The organism is Collinsella aerofaciens (assembly GCF_015546965.1).
Classification (GTDB): Bacteria; Actinomycetota; Coriobacteriia; order Coriobacteriales; family Coriobacteriaceae; genus Collinsella; species Collinsella aerofaciens_X.
The window spans coordinates 1-16,457 of sequence record NZ_JADMUF010000003.1 but is presented as its reverse complement, the minus strand read 5'-3'; the positions used below and the strand labels follow the sequence as shown (position 1 = coordinate 16,457).

Here is a 16,457-nt window from a genome sequence, read left to right as displayed (position 1 = left end):
TTCGTTGGCATTACCCATATCAGGTTTGCGGGTCAGGGCGGGCGCGCCCAGTCTCAGCCTGCCGTCTTGTCCTGCAAGCTCCCCGTTTATGTGGTGGGCTCAAGTATAGCTCGAATGGGTACGATTGACGCGATGAGCATGCCCGTGGGGAGGCGAACATGGAAGACAAGCATCTATATCGAGAGATGCAATGGGACGTATCGGCCGAGGAGGGCCGTGCGCACCATGGCCTTGTCGCGATTGGTTTTGCGATCCTTGTCGTGATGGTGATTGCCTGTTGTATCTGGACGTTTGGTGGTCGCGGCGGCGCTGCATGGGAGTTCGAGGCTGATGATAGCCTACCGATTATGACGGTGAGGAGTACTGGCGGTAATGCCAATACGCTCGCCATTCCGGGCGATTATTGGTACCCGCACGATGAGTTTGTGCAGTTGCAGCTGAGTGGTGGGTCCATTCCGGGCGAAGAAATCGAACGCGTGACGTTTGACGCGGCGCTCAAAACGCTGACGGTGAAGCTCAAAGATCAAGGAGATGTGCCCACGACCATGGATATCGCCCTGACGGAATGGCGTCTGGAGCCTCCGACGGGTGTTGCGGTTTCCGAGGCTGAGCACGTCAAGATTATCTATCAGGACGGTTCGACAAACGGGATTGCAAAGGCCGACGGTCTAGCAGAATAGGTGTCGAGCCTAGCCAGCCAATTCATAAAAGTTGCGGTGGAATAGTTCCTGATTGTGCGATAAAAAGCTCAAATAGGAACTATTCCACCGCAAGTTATATAGAGAAGGCTGAGCGGGTCAGTTTTGGGTGGCGGGTCTAGAGCATCTGTTCGTTGATGAACACGAGGGTGCCTGGATATGAGATCTCGGGGGCGTGGCGATAGCCGATGTTGAACTCGGTGAGACGGCCGGCGTCCTCGAGTCCGTTTGCTGCCATCCAGCGCACCATGGAGCCGCGCGCCTTTTTGCTGGCGGTCGAGCGCTGGATGGGCTTGCCGTTGCGGACACCTTCGCCAAAGAGACAAGTGACGGTTGTGGCGTCGCCTGCGAGATGGGGTAGAACGGCCTTGGCGTACTCCGCGCTGGCAAGGTTGACGACCGTGGTGTTGGAGCCGGTCGGCGCAATGGCGCATGCAAGTTTGTCGCCCCAAAACGCATAGAGGTCACGGGCGTTGTTGACGGCGAGCTTGGCTCCCATTTCGAGCCGATAGGGCTCAACGCCATGGAAAGGCCGCACACATCCGTACAATCCGGAGAGGATCCAGAGATGGTTTTGCAGCCAGTCGAGCTGTGCAGCATCCATGACCTCGGGCGCCATGCTTTGGTATTGGATGCCGTGGTAGGACATGACGGCGGGGGAGATTCGGCGCGCGATATCGGGATCGGCGAGGTCGGCATCGCTCAGGGCGGGCATAAATTCGTGAAGCGTATCCAGGCACGTTGTAAGCAGCCTGTCGCTCACGTTCCAAAGGGCCTGAAGACCTGCTGCGCCATCCTCGCGTTCGATGCCTAGCAGTGCCTGATGGAGCCGGGCCGTCTGATGTGCAAAAGGCGGTATGCCCAAAACGTCAAAGGCATCTTGAGCTGTCCGCATCTGTTTGGCGGGCGAAATGACGACCTGTAGCACGGAATCCTCCTCCCGCTAAAAAAGTTGCGGTGAAATACAGACCGCTTTCCCCATTGGAAGGCCTGATGAATCCGTATTTCACCGCAAGTTACAAGGGTTTGGTTAGGCGCGCTCGAGGAAGGCCTTGTAGCCGCGGTAGGCCTCGTAGATATCGGCCTTGTTGGCGACCTCCCACAGGGCGTGCATGGACAGGACGGCAACGCCGGAGTCGATGACGTTCATGCCATACTTGGCCATGATGTAGGCAATGGTGCCGCCACCACCCGCGTTGACGCGACCGAGCTCACAGGTCTGGAAGTCCACGCCGGCCTCGTCCATGATGTCGCGGACGAGGGCCACGTACTCGGCATCGGCGTCGTTGGAACCGCCCTTGCCGCGGCTGCCCGTGTACTTGTTAAAGCACAGGCCACGACCCATAAAGGCGGCGTTCTTCGTCTCGAACTTGCCGGCATAGCCCGGGTCGAAACCGGCGGACACGTCGGAGGAGAGCATGCGGCTGCGGGCGAGCGCGCGGCGCAGGGCCAGCGGGCTATCCTCGCCGGCGAGCGTCATGATCTCGGCGACGGTGTTCTCGAAGAAGCGGCTCGTCATACCGGTGGCACCCACGGAGCCGATCTCCTCCTTATCGACGATGAGCGTGATGCTCGTGCGCTCCACGTTGGCGACGTCGATCTGGGCGAGCATGGACGGATAGGCGCAGACACGATCGTCGTGGCCATAGCCCAAAATCATGGAGCGGTCGAGGCCCATGTCGCGGGCGGGACCGGCGGGCACGACCTCGATCTCGGCGGAGAGGAAGTCCTCCTCCTCGACGCCGTACTGCTCCTTGAGGATGTCCAGGAACATCTGCTTGACGGGCTCCTTGGGAGCGTCCTTGTCGTCCTCGTCAAACTTGACGGGACGGCCGCCCACGATCACGTCGAGGATCTCGGCGTCGACGGCGTCCTTGGCGGGCTTGGACATCTGCTCGCTCGAGAGGTGGATCAGCAGGTCGGAGATGGTAAAGACCGGATCGTCTGCCTTGTCGCCGATGTTGATGTCGACGGTGGTGCCGTCCTTTTTGCAGATGACGCCCACGAGTGCAAGCGGGGAGGCCACCCAGTGGTAGCTCTTGACGCCGCCGTAGTAGTGCGTGTCGAGGTAGGCCATGTCGCCGGCCTCGAAGGCGGGATTCTGCTTAAGGTCCAGGCGCGGCGAGTCCACGTGAGCACCCAGGATGTTAAAGCCCTGCTCGAGCGGGGCGGTGCCCAGGTTGACGAGCATGAGGTCTTTGCCGTGATTGGCGGCGTACACCTTGTCGCCGGCCTTGAGCGTGCGGCCCTCGGCAATCACGGTCTCCAAGTCGACGTAGCCCGCCTCCTCGGCCATCTTGATGCCGGTCTTGACGCACAGGCGCTCGGTCTTATTCTCGCTCAAAAACTGCTTATAGCCGCGGCAAAGCTCCTCGAGTTCCTCGACTTGCTGTGGCGTGTACTTTTTCCATGCGCAGGGACGCTCCATGACGCAGGCTCCTTTCGGATCGATCGTGCTGGTTGATGTACCGTGAGCCATCGTATCACGCGGGGGCCCGCGGCGGCAGGGAAGCCTGATGTGCGGTGGCCGCGGGGCGGGGAGCGTGTAAACTGGTGTGAGCAAACCGTGCCCAGCCCAAAGCGAGGTATTCAATATGTCTGACAAGCGCCGCACCTTTGCCGTTATCGACGGCAACTCGCTCATGCACCGCGCCTTCCACGCCGTGCCGCCCACCATGAATGCGCCGGACGGGCGCCCCACCAACGCGATCTTCGGCTTTCTGAACATGTTTCTCAAGATGATCGATGCCTTTAACCCCGACGGTGTGGTCGTGGCGTTTGATAAGGGCAAACCGCGCGTGCGCATGGAGATGCTGCCGCAGTATAAGGCGCAACGCCCGCCCATGGACCCCGATCTGCATGCGCAGTTTCCGATGATCAAGGAGCTGCTCATCGCGCTCAACGTGCCGATTCTGCAGTCCGAGGGCTGGGAAGGCGACGATATCCTGGGAACCATGGCGCGCCTGGGTGAAGAGGCCGGCTGCGACATGCTGCTGGTGACCGGCGACCGCGACATGTATCAACTCGTGACCGAGCACGTCAACGTGGTCTCGACCCGCAAGGGCCTGTCCGACGTGGCGATCATGACGCCCGAGAGCGTGGACGACCTGTATCACGGCATTACGCCGGCGCTCGTGCCCGATTTTTACGGTCTAAAGGGCGATACGTCGGACAACATTCCCGGCGTACCGGGCATCGGCCCCAAAAAGGCGAGCGCGCTCATCGCACAGTACGGCAGCTTGGACGAGGTCATCGCGCATGCCGACGAGGTCAAGGGCAAGATGGGCGAGAACCTGCGTGCGCACATCGACGATGCGCTGCTGAGCCGCAAGGTCGCAACCATTCGCACCGATGCGCCCGTCGAGCTCGACTTTGACGAAACGTCCTTCCCGGCGTTTTCTGCCGACGAAGTGTCCGCGGCGCTGGGCACGCTTGGTATCACCGCCATGCAGAACCGTTTCTTGGCGCTGATCGGCGGCGAGGGCGGGGCTGCTGCTGTCTCCAGTGTGTTTGAGATACCTGCTATGGTTCGCGCAGCCGCCGGCGATGCCGACGCGCTTGGTGCCGTCGCGTCCGAGGTCTCCCGCGCGATTGATGCCGGCGAGTGGGTCGCCGCCGTGGTGGACGACGACAAGGAAGAGGGCGCGCTCTTTGGACTGCCGCGCACGCTGTGGTTGGCGACGTCCAAGGGCCTGTTCGCGCTCGAGGAGGGCGACGGCGGTGCCACTGCCGTAGTCGATGGCTTCAACTTCGCCCACGGCGTGATTGCCGGCGTGCTTGCGCGCCTGTTTGTGGAGGGCCGCGTGGCGAGCCCGGATATGAAAGCGCTGCTGCATGAGCTTTCGCCCATCGATTCTTCCGAGCCCGAGCTTATGGATCCGCTGGCAGTCGATTCCACGTGCATCTTCGACACCGTGGTCGCCGCTTACCTGTTGGATTCCGACCGCTCCGAGTTTGACGAGGCATATCTGGCCGATACGTATCTGCAGATGGCGCTGCCTGCGGCGCGCGGTGCAGAGGATGCCGGTGAGGACGCTCCGGCGCCCGCCGCTCGCACGGCGGCCTTGACGCTGGCGCTGGTCGCACCGCTGCGCGACCGCATGGCCCGCGAGAACGCCGCCAACGTATTCGATGGCATCGAGATGCCGCTCGTTCCGGTACTTGCCAAGATGGAGCGCGCGGGCATGCTCGTGGACCCCGACCGTCTGCACAGTCTGTCCGAGGGTCTGGCGACCCAGATTACCGAGGTTGAGCGCAGTATTCGCGACCTGGCGGGTGACGAGACCTTTAACATCGGCAGCCCCATGCAGCTGTCGCATGTGCTCTTTGATGTGATGGGGCTTCCGACCAAGGGCCTCAAGAAGACCAAGCGCGGCTATTATTCGACCAACGCCAAGGTGCTGAGCGACCTTGCGCGTGACCACGAGATCGTGCGTCTGATCTTGGACTGGCGTGAGAAGTCTAAGATCAAGTCCACCTATCTGGACACCCTGGGCCCGCTACGCCGTGGTGACGGTCGCGTACACACTACGTACAACCAGACCATCACCGCGACGGGTCGTCTGTCCTCGAGCGACCCGAACCTGCAGAACATCCCGACGCGCTCGGAGCTGGGTCGTACCGTCAAGACGGCGTTTTCGGCAGGCGAGGGAAGCGTCTTTTTGGCGGTGGACTACTCGCAGATCGAGCTGCGTCTGCTGGCGCATCTCTCGGGTGACGAGCATCTGGTGCGCGCCTTTAACGAGGGCGAGGACTTCCATGCCGAGACGGCAGCGCGTGTGTTTGGCGTGCCGGTGTCCGAGGTAACGCCCGACCTGCGCAGCCGCGCCAAGGCCGTGAACTTCGGCATCGTGTATGGTCAGCAGGCCTATGGTCTGTCGCAGTCGCTGCACATCTCGATGGCCGAGGCGCGCGACATGATCGACCGCTACTACGAGGCCTACCCGGGCGTGCGCACGTTCCTCGACAACGTGGTGGCACGTGCCAAGCAGACGGGCTATGCCGAGACCATGTATGGCCGCCGCCGTCACATTCCCGAGCTCAAGGCCAAAAACCCGCAGCTCCGCGGCTTCGGGGAGCGAACGGCCATGAACCACCCTATGCAGGGAACCGCGGCTGACATCATCAAGATCGCCATGGCCCGCGTAAGCCGTCGCCTGGAAGAAGAAGGCTTTGCCGCCCACATGATCCTGCAGGTACACGACGAACTCGACTTTGAATGCCCCGTCGACGAAGTCGAACGCCTCACCACCATGGTCCGCGACGTAATGGAACACGTAGTTGACCTACGCGTACCGTTGATCGCCGAAGCCAGCACCGGCATAACCTGGGCCGATGCCAAATAAAGACGCCCCACAACCCCAAAGTAACCAAACAAGAAGGGAGCCCCTCATCAACAAGGAGCTCCCTTCATCCAATTAAATTCAGCCAAAGTATCTAGGCGCCAAGACACCATCTAGGCGGCAAGCAAGTAAACCTAGGACCTGGCCGGGCGGCGCGGATTAGTTTTTCGTAGATTCCGCACGAGCCGGAAAGCACTTAATGTGCTTTCCGAGCGAGCCCAGGACCTGACCGAACGAAAAACTAATCCGCGCCGCCCGGCCAGGTCCGACGAGCTACGTTAACGAGCCGCCAAGATGGCGTCGATGAGCGTCAGTACGCCCCCGTCGTTGTTGCTCGGAATGCGCCACTTGGCATGCGCGTTCATATGCTCCTCGGCGTTGTCCACGATAAAGCTGTGGCCGACGCGCTCCAGCATGGGGATGTCGTTGTAGGTATCGCCCACGGCGGCGGCATCGGCAATATCGATGCCCAGGTGCTCGCACAGGTGCGCGACGCCGGCACCCTTGTCGACGCCCAGGTTCATAAAGTCGATCCACTCGCGCCCGGCGTTGGTGACATAGAGCTTGTCCGAGAACTCGGGGCTATAGGTCTCGCGGAAAGCGGGCTCAGCGTCATAGGCCGGGAAGAAGATCGAGATCTTGTTGGACTCGATATCGAGGCCCTCAAAGGTATCGACGTAGTTGATCGTGTTGTAGTACACGCTGATCTCGTCATGGTACTGATGGTCACGGGCGAGCACGTAGAACTCATCGTAGCAGCACAGGACGGGGACAGCACGAGAATCCTCCGAGGCGCGGCTCAAGACCTGTTGGTACAGGTCCACGTCAATATTGCTCTTATAGATATAGTCGCCACGATAGATGACGCAGGCACCGTTGTCGGGACAAAAGGCGAGGCGGTTCTTGATACCCTCGAACATCTCCTCGAGCTTGGGGGCGGGACGTCCGCTGGCGGGGCAGAATACGATGCCGGCGTCGGCGAGCTTGTCCAGGCGCTCATCAAGACCCTGGGGCAGCACACGCTCGTCGGTCAGCAGCGTCTTGTCCATATCGACGGCGAGAATCTTAATGTTGCCGATGTTGGCGTCCGATTCGTAAGTTTGCATAAAAATGCGCCTTTCGTTTCGAGATTGTTTCAGACGTTATAACCATCAACTAGTAGTCGAGCGTATTTTCGCAGGAATGGTGCGTATTTGCACTGCAATTCACAAACTAATGAAAAAACTTTTCAGAAATTTGAATTTGTCGCTTGCGCAGCGTGCACTTTATCGTAATATAGCGAACATCGAAAACGGAGACGGCAAAAGAGCCGTTTACCGAGGAAAAGGTACCGTTTGCGATATTTGAATTGCGCCCGGCGATACGTGAAAGGAGAGGCAGATGCAGTTCGTAAAGATCACCACCACTGCAGACAATGCCATCCGACGCCAGCGCGCAATTTCCCGACGACGATAACAATCGTCTCTGTCCGCATGGGGCGCAATGCCTCAACAGAGTCATTTTGAGGTCGTTGGGTTTAAGCACGACATAGCCGCATGTTTCTAGGGCATGCCTGTGATGCATTCTGCTGAATAACCTGATATTGCACGGTTTTTGACCTCAAGGTGACTTGCAATTGACCGATGTTCTAACTAGCTACCAAGGGCGAAAGGAAACAGCCATGAGCAAGGAAAAAGTCGTTCTCGCATATTCCGGTGGTCTTGATACATCCGTATGTGTCAAGTGGCTCCAGGACGAGAAGAATCTCGATGTCGTTTGCGTCTGCGGCAACGTGGGCCAGGAGGAGACCGGTCTGGATGCCAAGAAGCAGAAGGCTTTCGACCTGGGCGTTCTCGATTGCCAGGTGCTCGACCTGCGCGACGAGTTCTCCGATGAGTTCCTGACTAAGGCCATCGCCGCAAACTCCATGTATGAGAACAAGTACCCGCTGCTCTCCGCCCTGTCTCGCCCGCTGCTTGCCAAGAAGCTTGTCGAGGTCGCTCATGAGTTTGGCGCGACCTACGTCGCCCATGGCTGCACCGGCAAGGGTAACGACCAGGTCCGTTTTGAGGCCGCAGTCAAGGCCCTCGACCCCGAGCTCAAGGTTATCGCCCCGGTTCGCGAGTGGGACCTGAAGTGCCGTCCCGACGAGGTCGCCTATGCTCACGCCCACAACGTGCCGGTTCCCGAGGGTGCCAACGACAACCCCTACTCCATCGACGACAACCTGTGGGGTCGTGCCATTGAGTGCGGCCACCTGGAGGATCCCTGGAACGAGCCGCTCGACGACGCTTGGGTTATGACCAAGAACCCCGAGGACACGCCGGACACCCCGACCTACACCGAGATTGAGTTTGAGGCCGGCAAGCCCGTCGCCGTCGACGGTAAGAAGATGAAGCTTTCCGAGATTGTCATCGCCCTCAACAAGATCTCCGGCGACAATGGCTTTGGCCGTCTCGATCTGGTCGAGGATCGCCTGGTGGGCCTTAAGAGCCGCGAGTGCTACGAGGTTCCCGGCGCCCTGACGCTCATCACCGCCCACAAGGCGCTCGAGGACATCTGCGTCGAGGGCGACCTGCTCAAGACCAAGATCAAGCTCGAGCAGGATTGGGCCACCGCCGTGTACAACGGCCAGTGGTACAGCCCGCTCAAAAACGCGCTCGACGCCTTTATGGCCGATACCCAGAAGTTCGTGACCGGCACCGTCCGTCTGAAGTTCTTTAAGGGCAACTGCCATGTCATCGGCCGCAAGAGCCCCTTCAGCCTCTACGACTACGGTCTGGCTACCTACGACCGCGACACCACGTTTGACGAGAAGGCCAGCGCCGGCTTTATCGAGATCGATACGCTGTCGCTCAAGACGTGGGCTAAGGTCCAGGGTCCCAGCTCCGCTGCCGCCCAGGCTTAAGTCTTCCTTCCCTTGGTATCCGCGCGGCCCATCCGCGTGATACAAAACGGGCGCACGGGGTCCCTACCTTTCGTTATGCTTGCTGACACTTCTTAACATCGGTGGCCCCTACGTTCCGCCCGCATATATGATGCCGCGTCTGCGGCTGAGTCCGAGCCCCGCCGGGGTTGTCCGGCGGGGCTCCTTCTATCAATTTGGCGGCTCTGCGCCTATATATATGAGGAGTATCCATTATGTTCAATGCTATCACGCATGCTTTACTTGCCCTCGCGCCCGAGTTCGATGCTGCAAGGGTCGAGGACGTCCCTATGAGCCTGAAGGCCTGGATCGATGGTTCGCAGGGCAACATCCGGAGGGAGACGTTGGGCGCCAAGTGCATGGTGCGTCACTTCTTTGCAAATTAGCTACATGGCCCCGCGCACGGCAGGGAGTGTGTAAAACTAGCGGTTGAAAAATTGCTTTAGCGACATGGCGCACTGCTTTGGGCGCTTGTTTTGGTATTCGATGAAAGGGGACGGTTCCATGGCTCTTTGGGGCGGTCGTTTTGAGGCGGGCGTGGCCGAGGTCACGCAGGAGTTTGGCGCGTCGTTGCCGGTCGACAAACATCTCTATAAGCAGGATATCGCCGGCTCTAAGGCACATGCCAAGATGCTGGCGGCCCAGGGCATTATCAACGCCGAGGACGAGCAGGCGATTGCCGAGGGTCTGACCGGAATCGAACAGGATATCGATGCCGGCAACTTCACCTTCGACATCAACGACGAGGACATTCACATGTCCATCGAAAGCGAGCTGACGCGCCGCATCGGCGAGGCTGGTAAGCGCCTGCATACCGGGCGTTCGCGTAACGACCAGGTGGCGACCGATACGCGCCTGGGCGTCAAGGCGCTGGCCAAGGAGCTCATGGGGGCCAATCTTGAGCTGCGCCATGTGCTGGTGGATGCGGCTAAGAAGTACGACAAGGTGATTCTGCCGGGCTACACGCACATGCAGCACGCCCAGCCCGTGCTGCTGTCGCATCATCTGCTGGCGTATTCCTGGATGTTCGCGCGCGACTTTACACGCCTGAAGGCAGCCTTTGATGCCGCCGACAACTGCCCGCTGGGTGCTGCCGCGCTTGCCGGCACGAGCTATCCGCTCGATCGTCAGATGACGGCTGCCGAACTTGGCTTTGCGGGCGTGATTCCCAACTCGCTCGATGCGGTTTCCGACCGTGATTTCCTCCTCGACCTGCATTACGCCGGCTCCGTCATGGCGATGCACCTGTCGCGTCTTTCCGAGGAGATCGTGCTGTGGTCGAGCTCCGAATTTGGCTTTATCACGCTTTCCGACTCGTACTCCACCGGCTCGTCCATCATGCCGCAGAAGAAGAATCCCGACTTTGCCGAGCTTATCCGCGGCAAGAGCGGCCGTGTGTATGGCAACCTGGTGCAGCTGCTCGTGACCATGAAGGGCCTGCCGCTTGCTTATAACAAGGACTTGCAGGAGGACAAGGAGGGCGCGCTCGATACCGCCCATACGCTCATGCAGTGCCTGTCGGTTATGGCCGGTATGATTTCGACTTGGACCGTCAACGAGGATGCCATGGCGCGCGAGTGCGGCGTGGGGCACCTTGCCGCCACCGATGTTGCCGACTACCTGGCTAAGCGTGGTCTGCCGTTCCGCGAGGCACATGCCGTGGTGGGCCATCTGGTCCTGATGTGTGAGAAGCGCGGCTGCAATCTTGAGGACCTGCCGTTTGAGGTGTTCCAGGAGGCAAGCCCGCTCTTTGAGCGCGACATTACCGAGGCGCTCGACATCCCGTCGATTGTCGCTGCACGCACGACCGAGGGCGGTACCGCCCCTGCTGCCGTTGCCGTGCAGTTGCAGCGTGCCGTGGCACAGCTCGTGGCCGACGAAGGCGTGTTTGGATCGCTGACCAAGGTCGTCGAGATGGGCCACGGGGTAAAGTAGGGCTTTGGCTGAAGCGGCTTTGGCCATTTATCGATAAATCGTTTTTGCTTTTACGGGTGTCTGCTGATGCGGACGCCCGTATTTTGTTGCTATGGGGGAGGGGCTTGTCGAGAACTTCTGTAGGACCTTTGGGCAGGTTGTGAAGGGGTTACGTTCGCGGGCGGCAACCGACCGCCTGCTCTGTTCGATGCGGTTGATGGGCGGTCGGATGGTACTCTAATCGGGCTTCGAAACAGAAGTGACACATATGGAGCGCTTTAATAAATTGCAGCGTTTCAATAAACAGCTTTTTGTTTAACTGCAGCTAAAACTCTGTTACGATGCAGTCCAGGCGGGTGCCGGAATGGGACTTGGGCACGCGCGAACCTACTTGAAAGGCTACTTTTATGGCTATCGAGAAGACCTTCATCATGATTAAGCCCGACGCCGTGCGCGATCGCAAGATCGGCGAGATTGTTGCTCGCATTGAGCGCAGCGGTCTTGTCATCGAGCGCATGGAGATGACCACGCTCGAGCGCGCTACCGTCGAGGAGCACTACGCCCATCTGGCCGACAAGCCCTTCTTTAGCGGTCTCTGCGACTTTATGACGAGCGGTCCGGTCGTCAAGATGGTCGTTTCCGGTCTCTCCGCTGTTGCTAAGATGCGCACCCTCATGGGCGCTACCAACCCGCTTGACGCTGCTCCTGGTACCATCCGCGGCGACTTTGCCGTCGATGTCAACGCCAACGTGATCCACGGCTCCGACTGCTTGGAGAACGCCGAGATTGAGATCAAGCGCTTCTTTGGCTAAACCAGCTTTGACTCCTTAAAGCTGTTAGCGTGTGGCTTGGGCGCCGCGGAACTCCATCCGCGGCGCTCTTTTATACCAAAACCTATGAAGGGGCCCGCTCGGTCATAAGTTCCGAGCGGGCCCCTGCTGTTAGCTTGTGGCACTGAGTGGTTTAGGCCTCATCGACGACCTTGAGGCCGCGCGTGTGGTCGATCTCGTTGAGGAGGTTAACGCGACGCTCGTGACGACCGCCCTCAAACTCGGCGTCGAGCCACTCGTCGACAATCATCTTAGCGAGCTCGGAGCCCACGACGCGGGCGCCAAAGGCGAGCACGTTGGTGTTGTTGTGCATGCGGGAGAGCTTGGCGCTGAAGGGCTCGGAGCACACGACGGCGCGTACGCCCTCGACCTTGTTGGCAGCCAGGCTAATCCCGACGCCGGTGCCACAGATGAGGATGCCCAGGTCAACATCGCCGTTGGCAACGGCCTTACCCACCTTGTAGCCGGCGATGGGGTAGTCAAAGCTCTCGGAGGTGTCGGTGCCAAAGTTCACGACCTCGCAGCCGCGCTCCTTCAGGTGCTCGGAGATGATGTTCTTGAGCTCGACGGCGGCGTGGTCGTTACCGATACCGATCTTCATGGATGGTTCCTCTCTGGTCTGTGCGGCGCAAATGCTAAAGGTGTTTACCGCGTTCGACTGCATGATAGCGCGACTTTTGCGTAAACGCTCGGGCGTTTTTTGGTCAAACGCTTTAGCATGCAACAAGACCGGCTTCTCATGAATGAATGCTGTCAGTTTGTGCTTGAGCGCCGTCCGCCGGAACCATGGTTGCGGTTTTTGATGCATTGTTATCAAATAAAGGAGCTAACTTTTTTGAGAGCCCAGCCCGTTATGCAAGCAGGAGATACCTATGCCTACCGATTCCATCCGTGATGCCGCGTTTTGCGATGTTTTGAACCGTGAACTTGTCTGCGCGCTCGGCTGTACCGAGCCCATTGCCGTTGCCTATGCAGCAGCGCTGGCGAGCCAGACGCTCGGTTGCGAGCCCGATCATATGGATGTTGCCTGCTCGGGCAACATCATCAAGAACGTCAAGAGCGTGACCGTGCCCAACTCGGGCGGTATGCACGGTATTGAGGCCGCGGCCGTGCTGGGTGCCGTGGGCGGCGACGCTAAGAGCGCGCTTGAGGTGCTTGAGAGCGTTAACGACGAAGACCGTGCTCGCGTGTCTGAGCTTCTCGCCGATGCCGGTTACTGCGATGTGTCGCTTGTCGAGGGTGTGCCCAACCTCTACATCAAGGTGACTGCGACGGCCGGGGGCCATACCGCGGTCGTCGAGATTACCGATCACCACACCAATGTCACGTGCCATACGCTCGACGGTATTCCGGTATGCGGCAAGTCGGCGGGGGAGTGTGCCGCCTGCGCCGAACGTGTGGTGGCCGAGCGTGCGGCAGATAACGCCGATACTCCTATGAGCATTGAGTCCATCATCGACTTTATCGAGGACGGTGACATTGAGGACGCCCGCGCTGCCGTTGAGCGTCAGATTGAGCTGAACGGCGCGATCAGTGCCGAGGGTCTCGCGCACGCTTGGGGTGCCGAGGTGGGCCGTACGCTGCTGGGCGCTCGTGCCGATGACGTCGCCTGCCGTGCCCGTGCCCGTGCAGCCGCCGGGTCCGACGCCCGCATGAACGGCTGCGCGCTGCCGGTCGCCATTGTGTGCGGCTCGGGCAATCAGGGCATTACCTGCGCATTGCCCGTCATGGAGTATGCTGAGTTCCTGCGCTGCGACCACGAGCACCTGGTGCGCGCCGTGATGCTGTCCGATCTTATCGCCGTGCATATCAAGAGCTATATTGGTGCGCTCTCGGCGTTTTGCGGTGCTATTTGCGCCGCGTGCGGCGCCGGCGCCGCGATTACCTGGCTGTGTGGCGGCACGCGCGAGCAGATCGGCGCGACAGTCTCGAACACGCTCGGCAACGTTGGCGGCATCGTGTGCGATGGCGCCAAGGCAAGCTGCGCCGCCAAGATTTCCGCTGCCGTCGATGCGGCGATTCTGGGCCATGATATGGCCATGCAAGGCCGCGGCTTCCGCGCCGGCGAGGGCCTGATCCAAGATACTGTTGAGCAGACAATCGCCAGTATGGGCTACGTAGGCCGCGTGGGCATGAAGGACACCGACGTCGAGATCCTCAACATCATGATCGGCAAAACCCAGGTTTGTTAGTTACGCGGTTTTACCAAACCGCGTAACCAGTCGACGCTGCAAACGCCCCGAAGCGGCAATCTGCCTTTCAATCGTCGGGCATGGCCAGAAGGCCTATGCCCTCCTCTTTCAAGGCACATTGCTCGCTTAGGGGCGTTTTCGCTGACTTATGCTCAACCTACGGCGCTATTTTGTTTGGAGCGAGGGGTCCTATGACAGTTCGTCGGCTACTTGGTGTTCGTAGAAGGCTTCTACTACGGCGTTAAAGTTGCGGGCGAAGTCTTCCATGGTTCCGCGCCAGGTGGCTCGGCTGGGCTTGCCCTGGCCCACAAAGGCGGTTTGAATGCCGCAGGCGGGGCTGGGGAAGTCGCGTTTGGGATCGTTGCCCACCATAAGGACCTCGTGCGGCTCGAGCCCCATCACCTGAAGCTGATCTAGATAGTAGGTGGCATCGGGCTTGCAGCGGGTGGTGTTTCCCATGTGCGTGACGAGCTCAAAGGGGGCGTCGGCCAGGTCGCCCCAACCCATGCGGCACTCGATGGCCCCCTGCGGAAAGCTGGGGTTGGTAAAGAGCGCGCAACGCAGTCCTGCATCCTGTACGGCCTGAAGCGCGGCATGTGCGCCGGGCATGGCGTGGGCGTTAATGACATCGTCATTCTTGTGCGGAAGCACTTCGCGGTCGTAGTAGGTAAACGCCTCGTAGATGACGGGATCGGAGAGGCAGATGCCGCACCTGCGCTCGACCTCGGTGCGGTAAAACTCAAGATTGGTGCGGTTGTCCGTGCCGCTGCGGCGATTGGCGTTGAGGTCGACCAGGATGGTCCCGAGGCGTGCCATCGTGCCACCGCGGCTGCGGCGCCCGATATCCGCGAGCATCGAAGAGACATCTTTGAAATAGCGAAGGATGAACGCGTTGAGGTTGATGCTGAGAAGCGTTTCGTCCATATCGAAAACGACTGCTTTGAGCACGCGGGCACCTTTCTCGAAAAATCGATCTAGAATCGTTGGCTCCGGATACTTTACCCCAAAGCCGAATGCCTGGCTGGTTATCGTCAAGTTGCGGAGACGTGTGTTCATAAGATTACGAAAAAGTCTCCACACGAGTAAAAAATCGCAGTTCACGCTTGAAATCGAACTCATTTCCCCGTAACCTATACGAACGTGATTGCATAAGCGTCACATTAGTATCTGTCGGCTCCCGAGTGTTCCTAAACGTTGTGTGCTTGTCGCACCCTTCTGTAGGTCCTAGCAATCGGGGCCCCGTAGTTCGAAAGGGGTCCACCTTTGAGTGAGATTCAGAACTCGTCCATTTTCTCTCTTGACGATGTCAATGAGGAGGAGATGAACAACCTCATCGACGGTACGATTACCGACTTTGATGAGGGCGATCTCGTTAACGGCACTGTCGTTAAGATCGAGCATGACGAGGTGCTCGTTGACATCGGATTCAAGTCCGAGGGCGTTATCCCGGTCCGCGAGCTGTCCATCCGCAAGGACGCTAACCCTGCAGACATCGTTGCACTCGGTGATCCCATCGAGGCTCTGGTTCTCCAGAAGGAGGACAAGGACGGTCGTCTGGTCCTGTCCAAGAAGCGTGCCGAGTACGAGCGTGCTTGGAACCGCATCGAGGAGAAGTTCAACTCCGGCGAGAACGTCGAGGGCGAGGTTATCGAGGTTGTCAAGGGCGGCCTGATCCTCGACATCGGCCTGCGTGGCTTCCTGCCCGCTTCCCTCGTCGACCTCCGTCGCGTCAAGGACCTCACCTCCTACATGGGCACCCGCATCGAGGCTCGCGTCATCGAGATGGACCGCAACCGCAACAACGTCGTCCTCTCCCGTCGCGTCGTGCTCGAGGAGTCCCGTAAGGCCGAGCGCTCCGAGATCCTGTCCAAGCTCAAGTCTGGCATGCGTCTCCAGGGCACCGTTTCCTCCATCGTCGACTTCGGCGCCTTCGTCGACCTCGGCGGCATCGACGGCCTCATCCACATTTCCGAGCTCTCTTGGAACCACGTCAACCATCCTTCCGAGGTTGTCAAGGTCGGCCAGGAGGTCGAGGTCGAGGTTCTCGACGTCGATCTCAACCGCGAGCGCATCTCCCTGGGTCTCAAGCAGACCACCGAGGATCCGTGGCGCGCACTGGTCAAGAAGTACCCCGTCGGCGCTATCGTCGAGGGCACTGTGACCAAGCTTGTCCCGTTCGGCGCTTTCGTCGACCTGGGCGAGGGCATCGAGGGCCTGGTGCACATCTCCGAGATGGCCAATAAGCACGTCGATCAGCCTTCTCAGGTCACCCACGTGGGCGACAAGGTTCAGGTCAAGGTCATGGAGATCGACCTCGACCGTCGTCGTATCTCCCTGTCCATGAAGTCCGCTGCTGAGACTCTGGGCGTCGAGATCGAGGTCACCCCGCTGCCTTCCGAGAAGAAGGACGAGGAGACTGACGCCGAGTAAATCGGTTTGACGATCACTTGTTTTAAGGGATCCGTCCGCAATGGACGGGTCCCTTTTTGCATTCAAGACTTTAGTCTGCTGGCCGCGCAGCGGCCAGCTTTAAACCACCCGCTACGCGGGTGGAGACAAACGGCTTTACAAAGCCA

Annotated in this window: 13 protein-coding genes; 8 read left to right on the top strand and 5 right to left on the bottom strand. The window is 59.6% G+C overall.

Going from position 1 to position 16,457, the window contains the following annotated elements:
• Positions 1–158: 158 nt before the first annotated feature.
• The gene (locus I1M21_RS03370) at positions 159–680 is read left to right on the top strand and encodes a hypothetical protein (protein WP_195192435.1); all 522 of its coding nucleotides are present in this window, start codon (positions 159–161) and stop codon (positions 678–680) included.
• Positions 681–816: 136 nt separating this feature from the next.
• Here I1M21_RS03370 and I1M21_RS03365 read toward each other — a convergent pair whose 3' ends face one another.
• Both I1M21_RS03365 and I1M21_RS03360 read right to left on the bottom strand, forming a co-directional pair.
• Entirely contained in the window at positions 817–1,626 is an 810-nt protein-coding gene (locus tag I1M21_RS03365) for a YaaA family protein (RefSeq protein ID WP_195192434.1), read from the bottom strand.
• A 102-nt stretch (positions 1,627–1,728) separates the two neighbouring features.
• The gene (locus I1M21_RS03360; protein WP_195192433.1) at positions 1,729–3,126 is read right to left on the bottom strand and encodes an aminopeptidase; all 1,398 of its coding nucleotides are present in this window, start codon (positions 3,124–3,126) and stop codon (positions 1,729–1,731) included.
• A gap of 166 nt (positions 3,127–3,292) precedes the next feature.
• Between I1M21_RS03360 and polA the strand changes: the two genes are divergently transcribed.
• A complete protein-coding gene (gene polA / locus I1M21_RS03355; protein ID WP_195192432.1) occupies positions 3,293–6,043 on the top strand; it encodes a DNA polymerase I in 2,751 nt (916 codons plus the stop codon).
• Positions 6,044–6,318: 275 nt separating this feature from the next.
• On the opposite strand, the gene I1M21_RS03350 is transcribed toward polA, so the two are convergent.
• Positions 6,319–7,146, bottom strand: a complete 828-nt coding sequence (locus I1M21_RS03350; RefSeq protein WP_195192431.1) for a Cof-type HAD-IIB family hydrolase — start codon at positions 7,144–7,146, stop codon at positions 6,319–6,321.
• Positions 7,147–7,700: 554 nt separating this feature from the next.
• Between I1M21_RS03350 and I1M21_RS03345 the strand changes: the two genes are divergently transcribed.
• The 4 genes from I1M21_RS03345 (at position 7,701) to ndk (ending at position 11,671) form a co-directional block, all read left to right on the top strand.
• Positions 7,701–8,927 carry an argininosuccinate synthase gene (locus I1M21_RS03345; RefSeq protein ID WP_195192430.1) on the top strand — a complete coding sequence of 409 codons (1,227 nt, stop codon included), beginning with the start codon at positions 7,701–7,703 and terminating at the stop codon, positions 8,925–8,927.
• 233 nt (positions 8,928–9,160) lie between these two features.
• Positions 9,161–9,331 (top strand): hypothetical protein, encoded by a 171-nt coding sequence (locus I1M21_RS03340; RefSeq protein WP_195192429.1) that lies wholly within the window; start codon positions 9,161–9,163, stop codon positions 9,329–9,331.
• Positions 9,332–9,449: 118 nt separating this feature from the next.
• A complete protein-coding gene (argH, locus tag I1M21_RS03335; RefSeq protein ID WP_195192428.1) occupies positions 9,450–10,880 on the top strand; it encodes an argininosuccinate lyase in 1,431 nt (476 codons plus the stop codon).
• 386 nt (positions 10,881–11,266) lie between these two features.
• Positions 11,267–11,671 (top strand): nucleoside-diphosphate kinase, encoded by a 405-nt coding sequence (gene ndk, locus I1M21_RS03330; protein ID WP_195192427.1) that lies wholly within the window; start codon positions 11,267–11,269, stop codon positions 11,669–11,671.
• A 151-nt stretch (positions 11,672–11,822) separates the two neighbouring features.
• On the opposite strand, the gene rpiB is transcribed toward ndk, so the two are convergent.
• Positions 11,823–12,290 (bottom strand): ribose 5-phosphate isomerase B, encoded by a 468-nt coding sequence (rpiB, locus tag I1M21_RS03325; protein ID WP_006234151.1) that lies wholly within the window; start codon positions 12,288–12,290, stop codon positions 11,823–11,825.
• A gap of 271 nt (positions 12,291–12,561) precedes the next feature.
• Here rpiB and I1M21_RS03320 point away from each other — a divergent pair, with 271 nt between their 5' ends.
• Positions 12,562–13,881 (top strand): L-cysteine desulfidase family protein, encoded by a 1,320-nt coding sequence (locus I1M21_RS03320; RefSeq protein ID WP_195192426.1) that lies wholly within the window; start codon positions 12,562–12,564, stop codon positions 13,879–13,881.
• Positions 13,882–14,070: 189 nt separating this feature from the next.
• Here the strand turns inward: I1M21_RS03320 and I1M21_RS03315 are convergent, their stop codons facing one another.
• The gene (locus I1M21_RS03315; protein ID WP_324248725.1) at positions 14,071–14,829 is read right to left on the bottom strand and encodes an HAD family hydrolase; all 759 of its coding nucleotides are present in this window, start codon (positions 14,827–14,829) and stop codon (positions 14,071–14,073) included.
• 315 nt (positions 14,830–15,144) lie between these two features.
• On the opposite strand from I1M21_RS03315, the gene rpsA reads away from it, so the two are divergent.
• Positions 15,145–16,311, top strand: a complete 1,167-nt coding sequence (gene rpsA, locus I1M21_RS03310) for a 30S ribosomal protein S1 (protein WP_022095232.1) — start codon at positions 15,145–15,147, stop codon at positions 16,309–16,311.
• Positions 16,312–16,457: the final 146 nt, after the last annotated feature.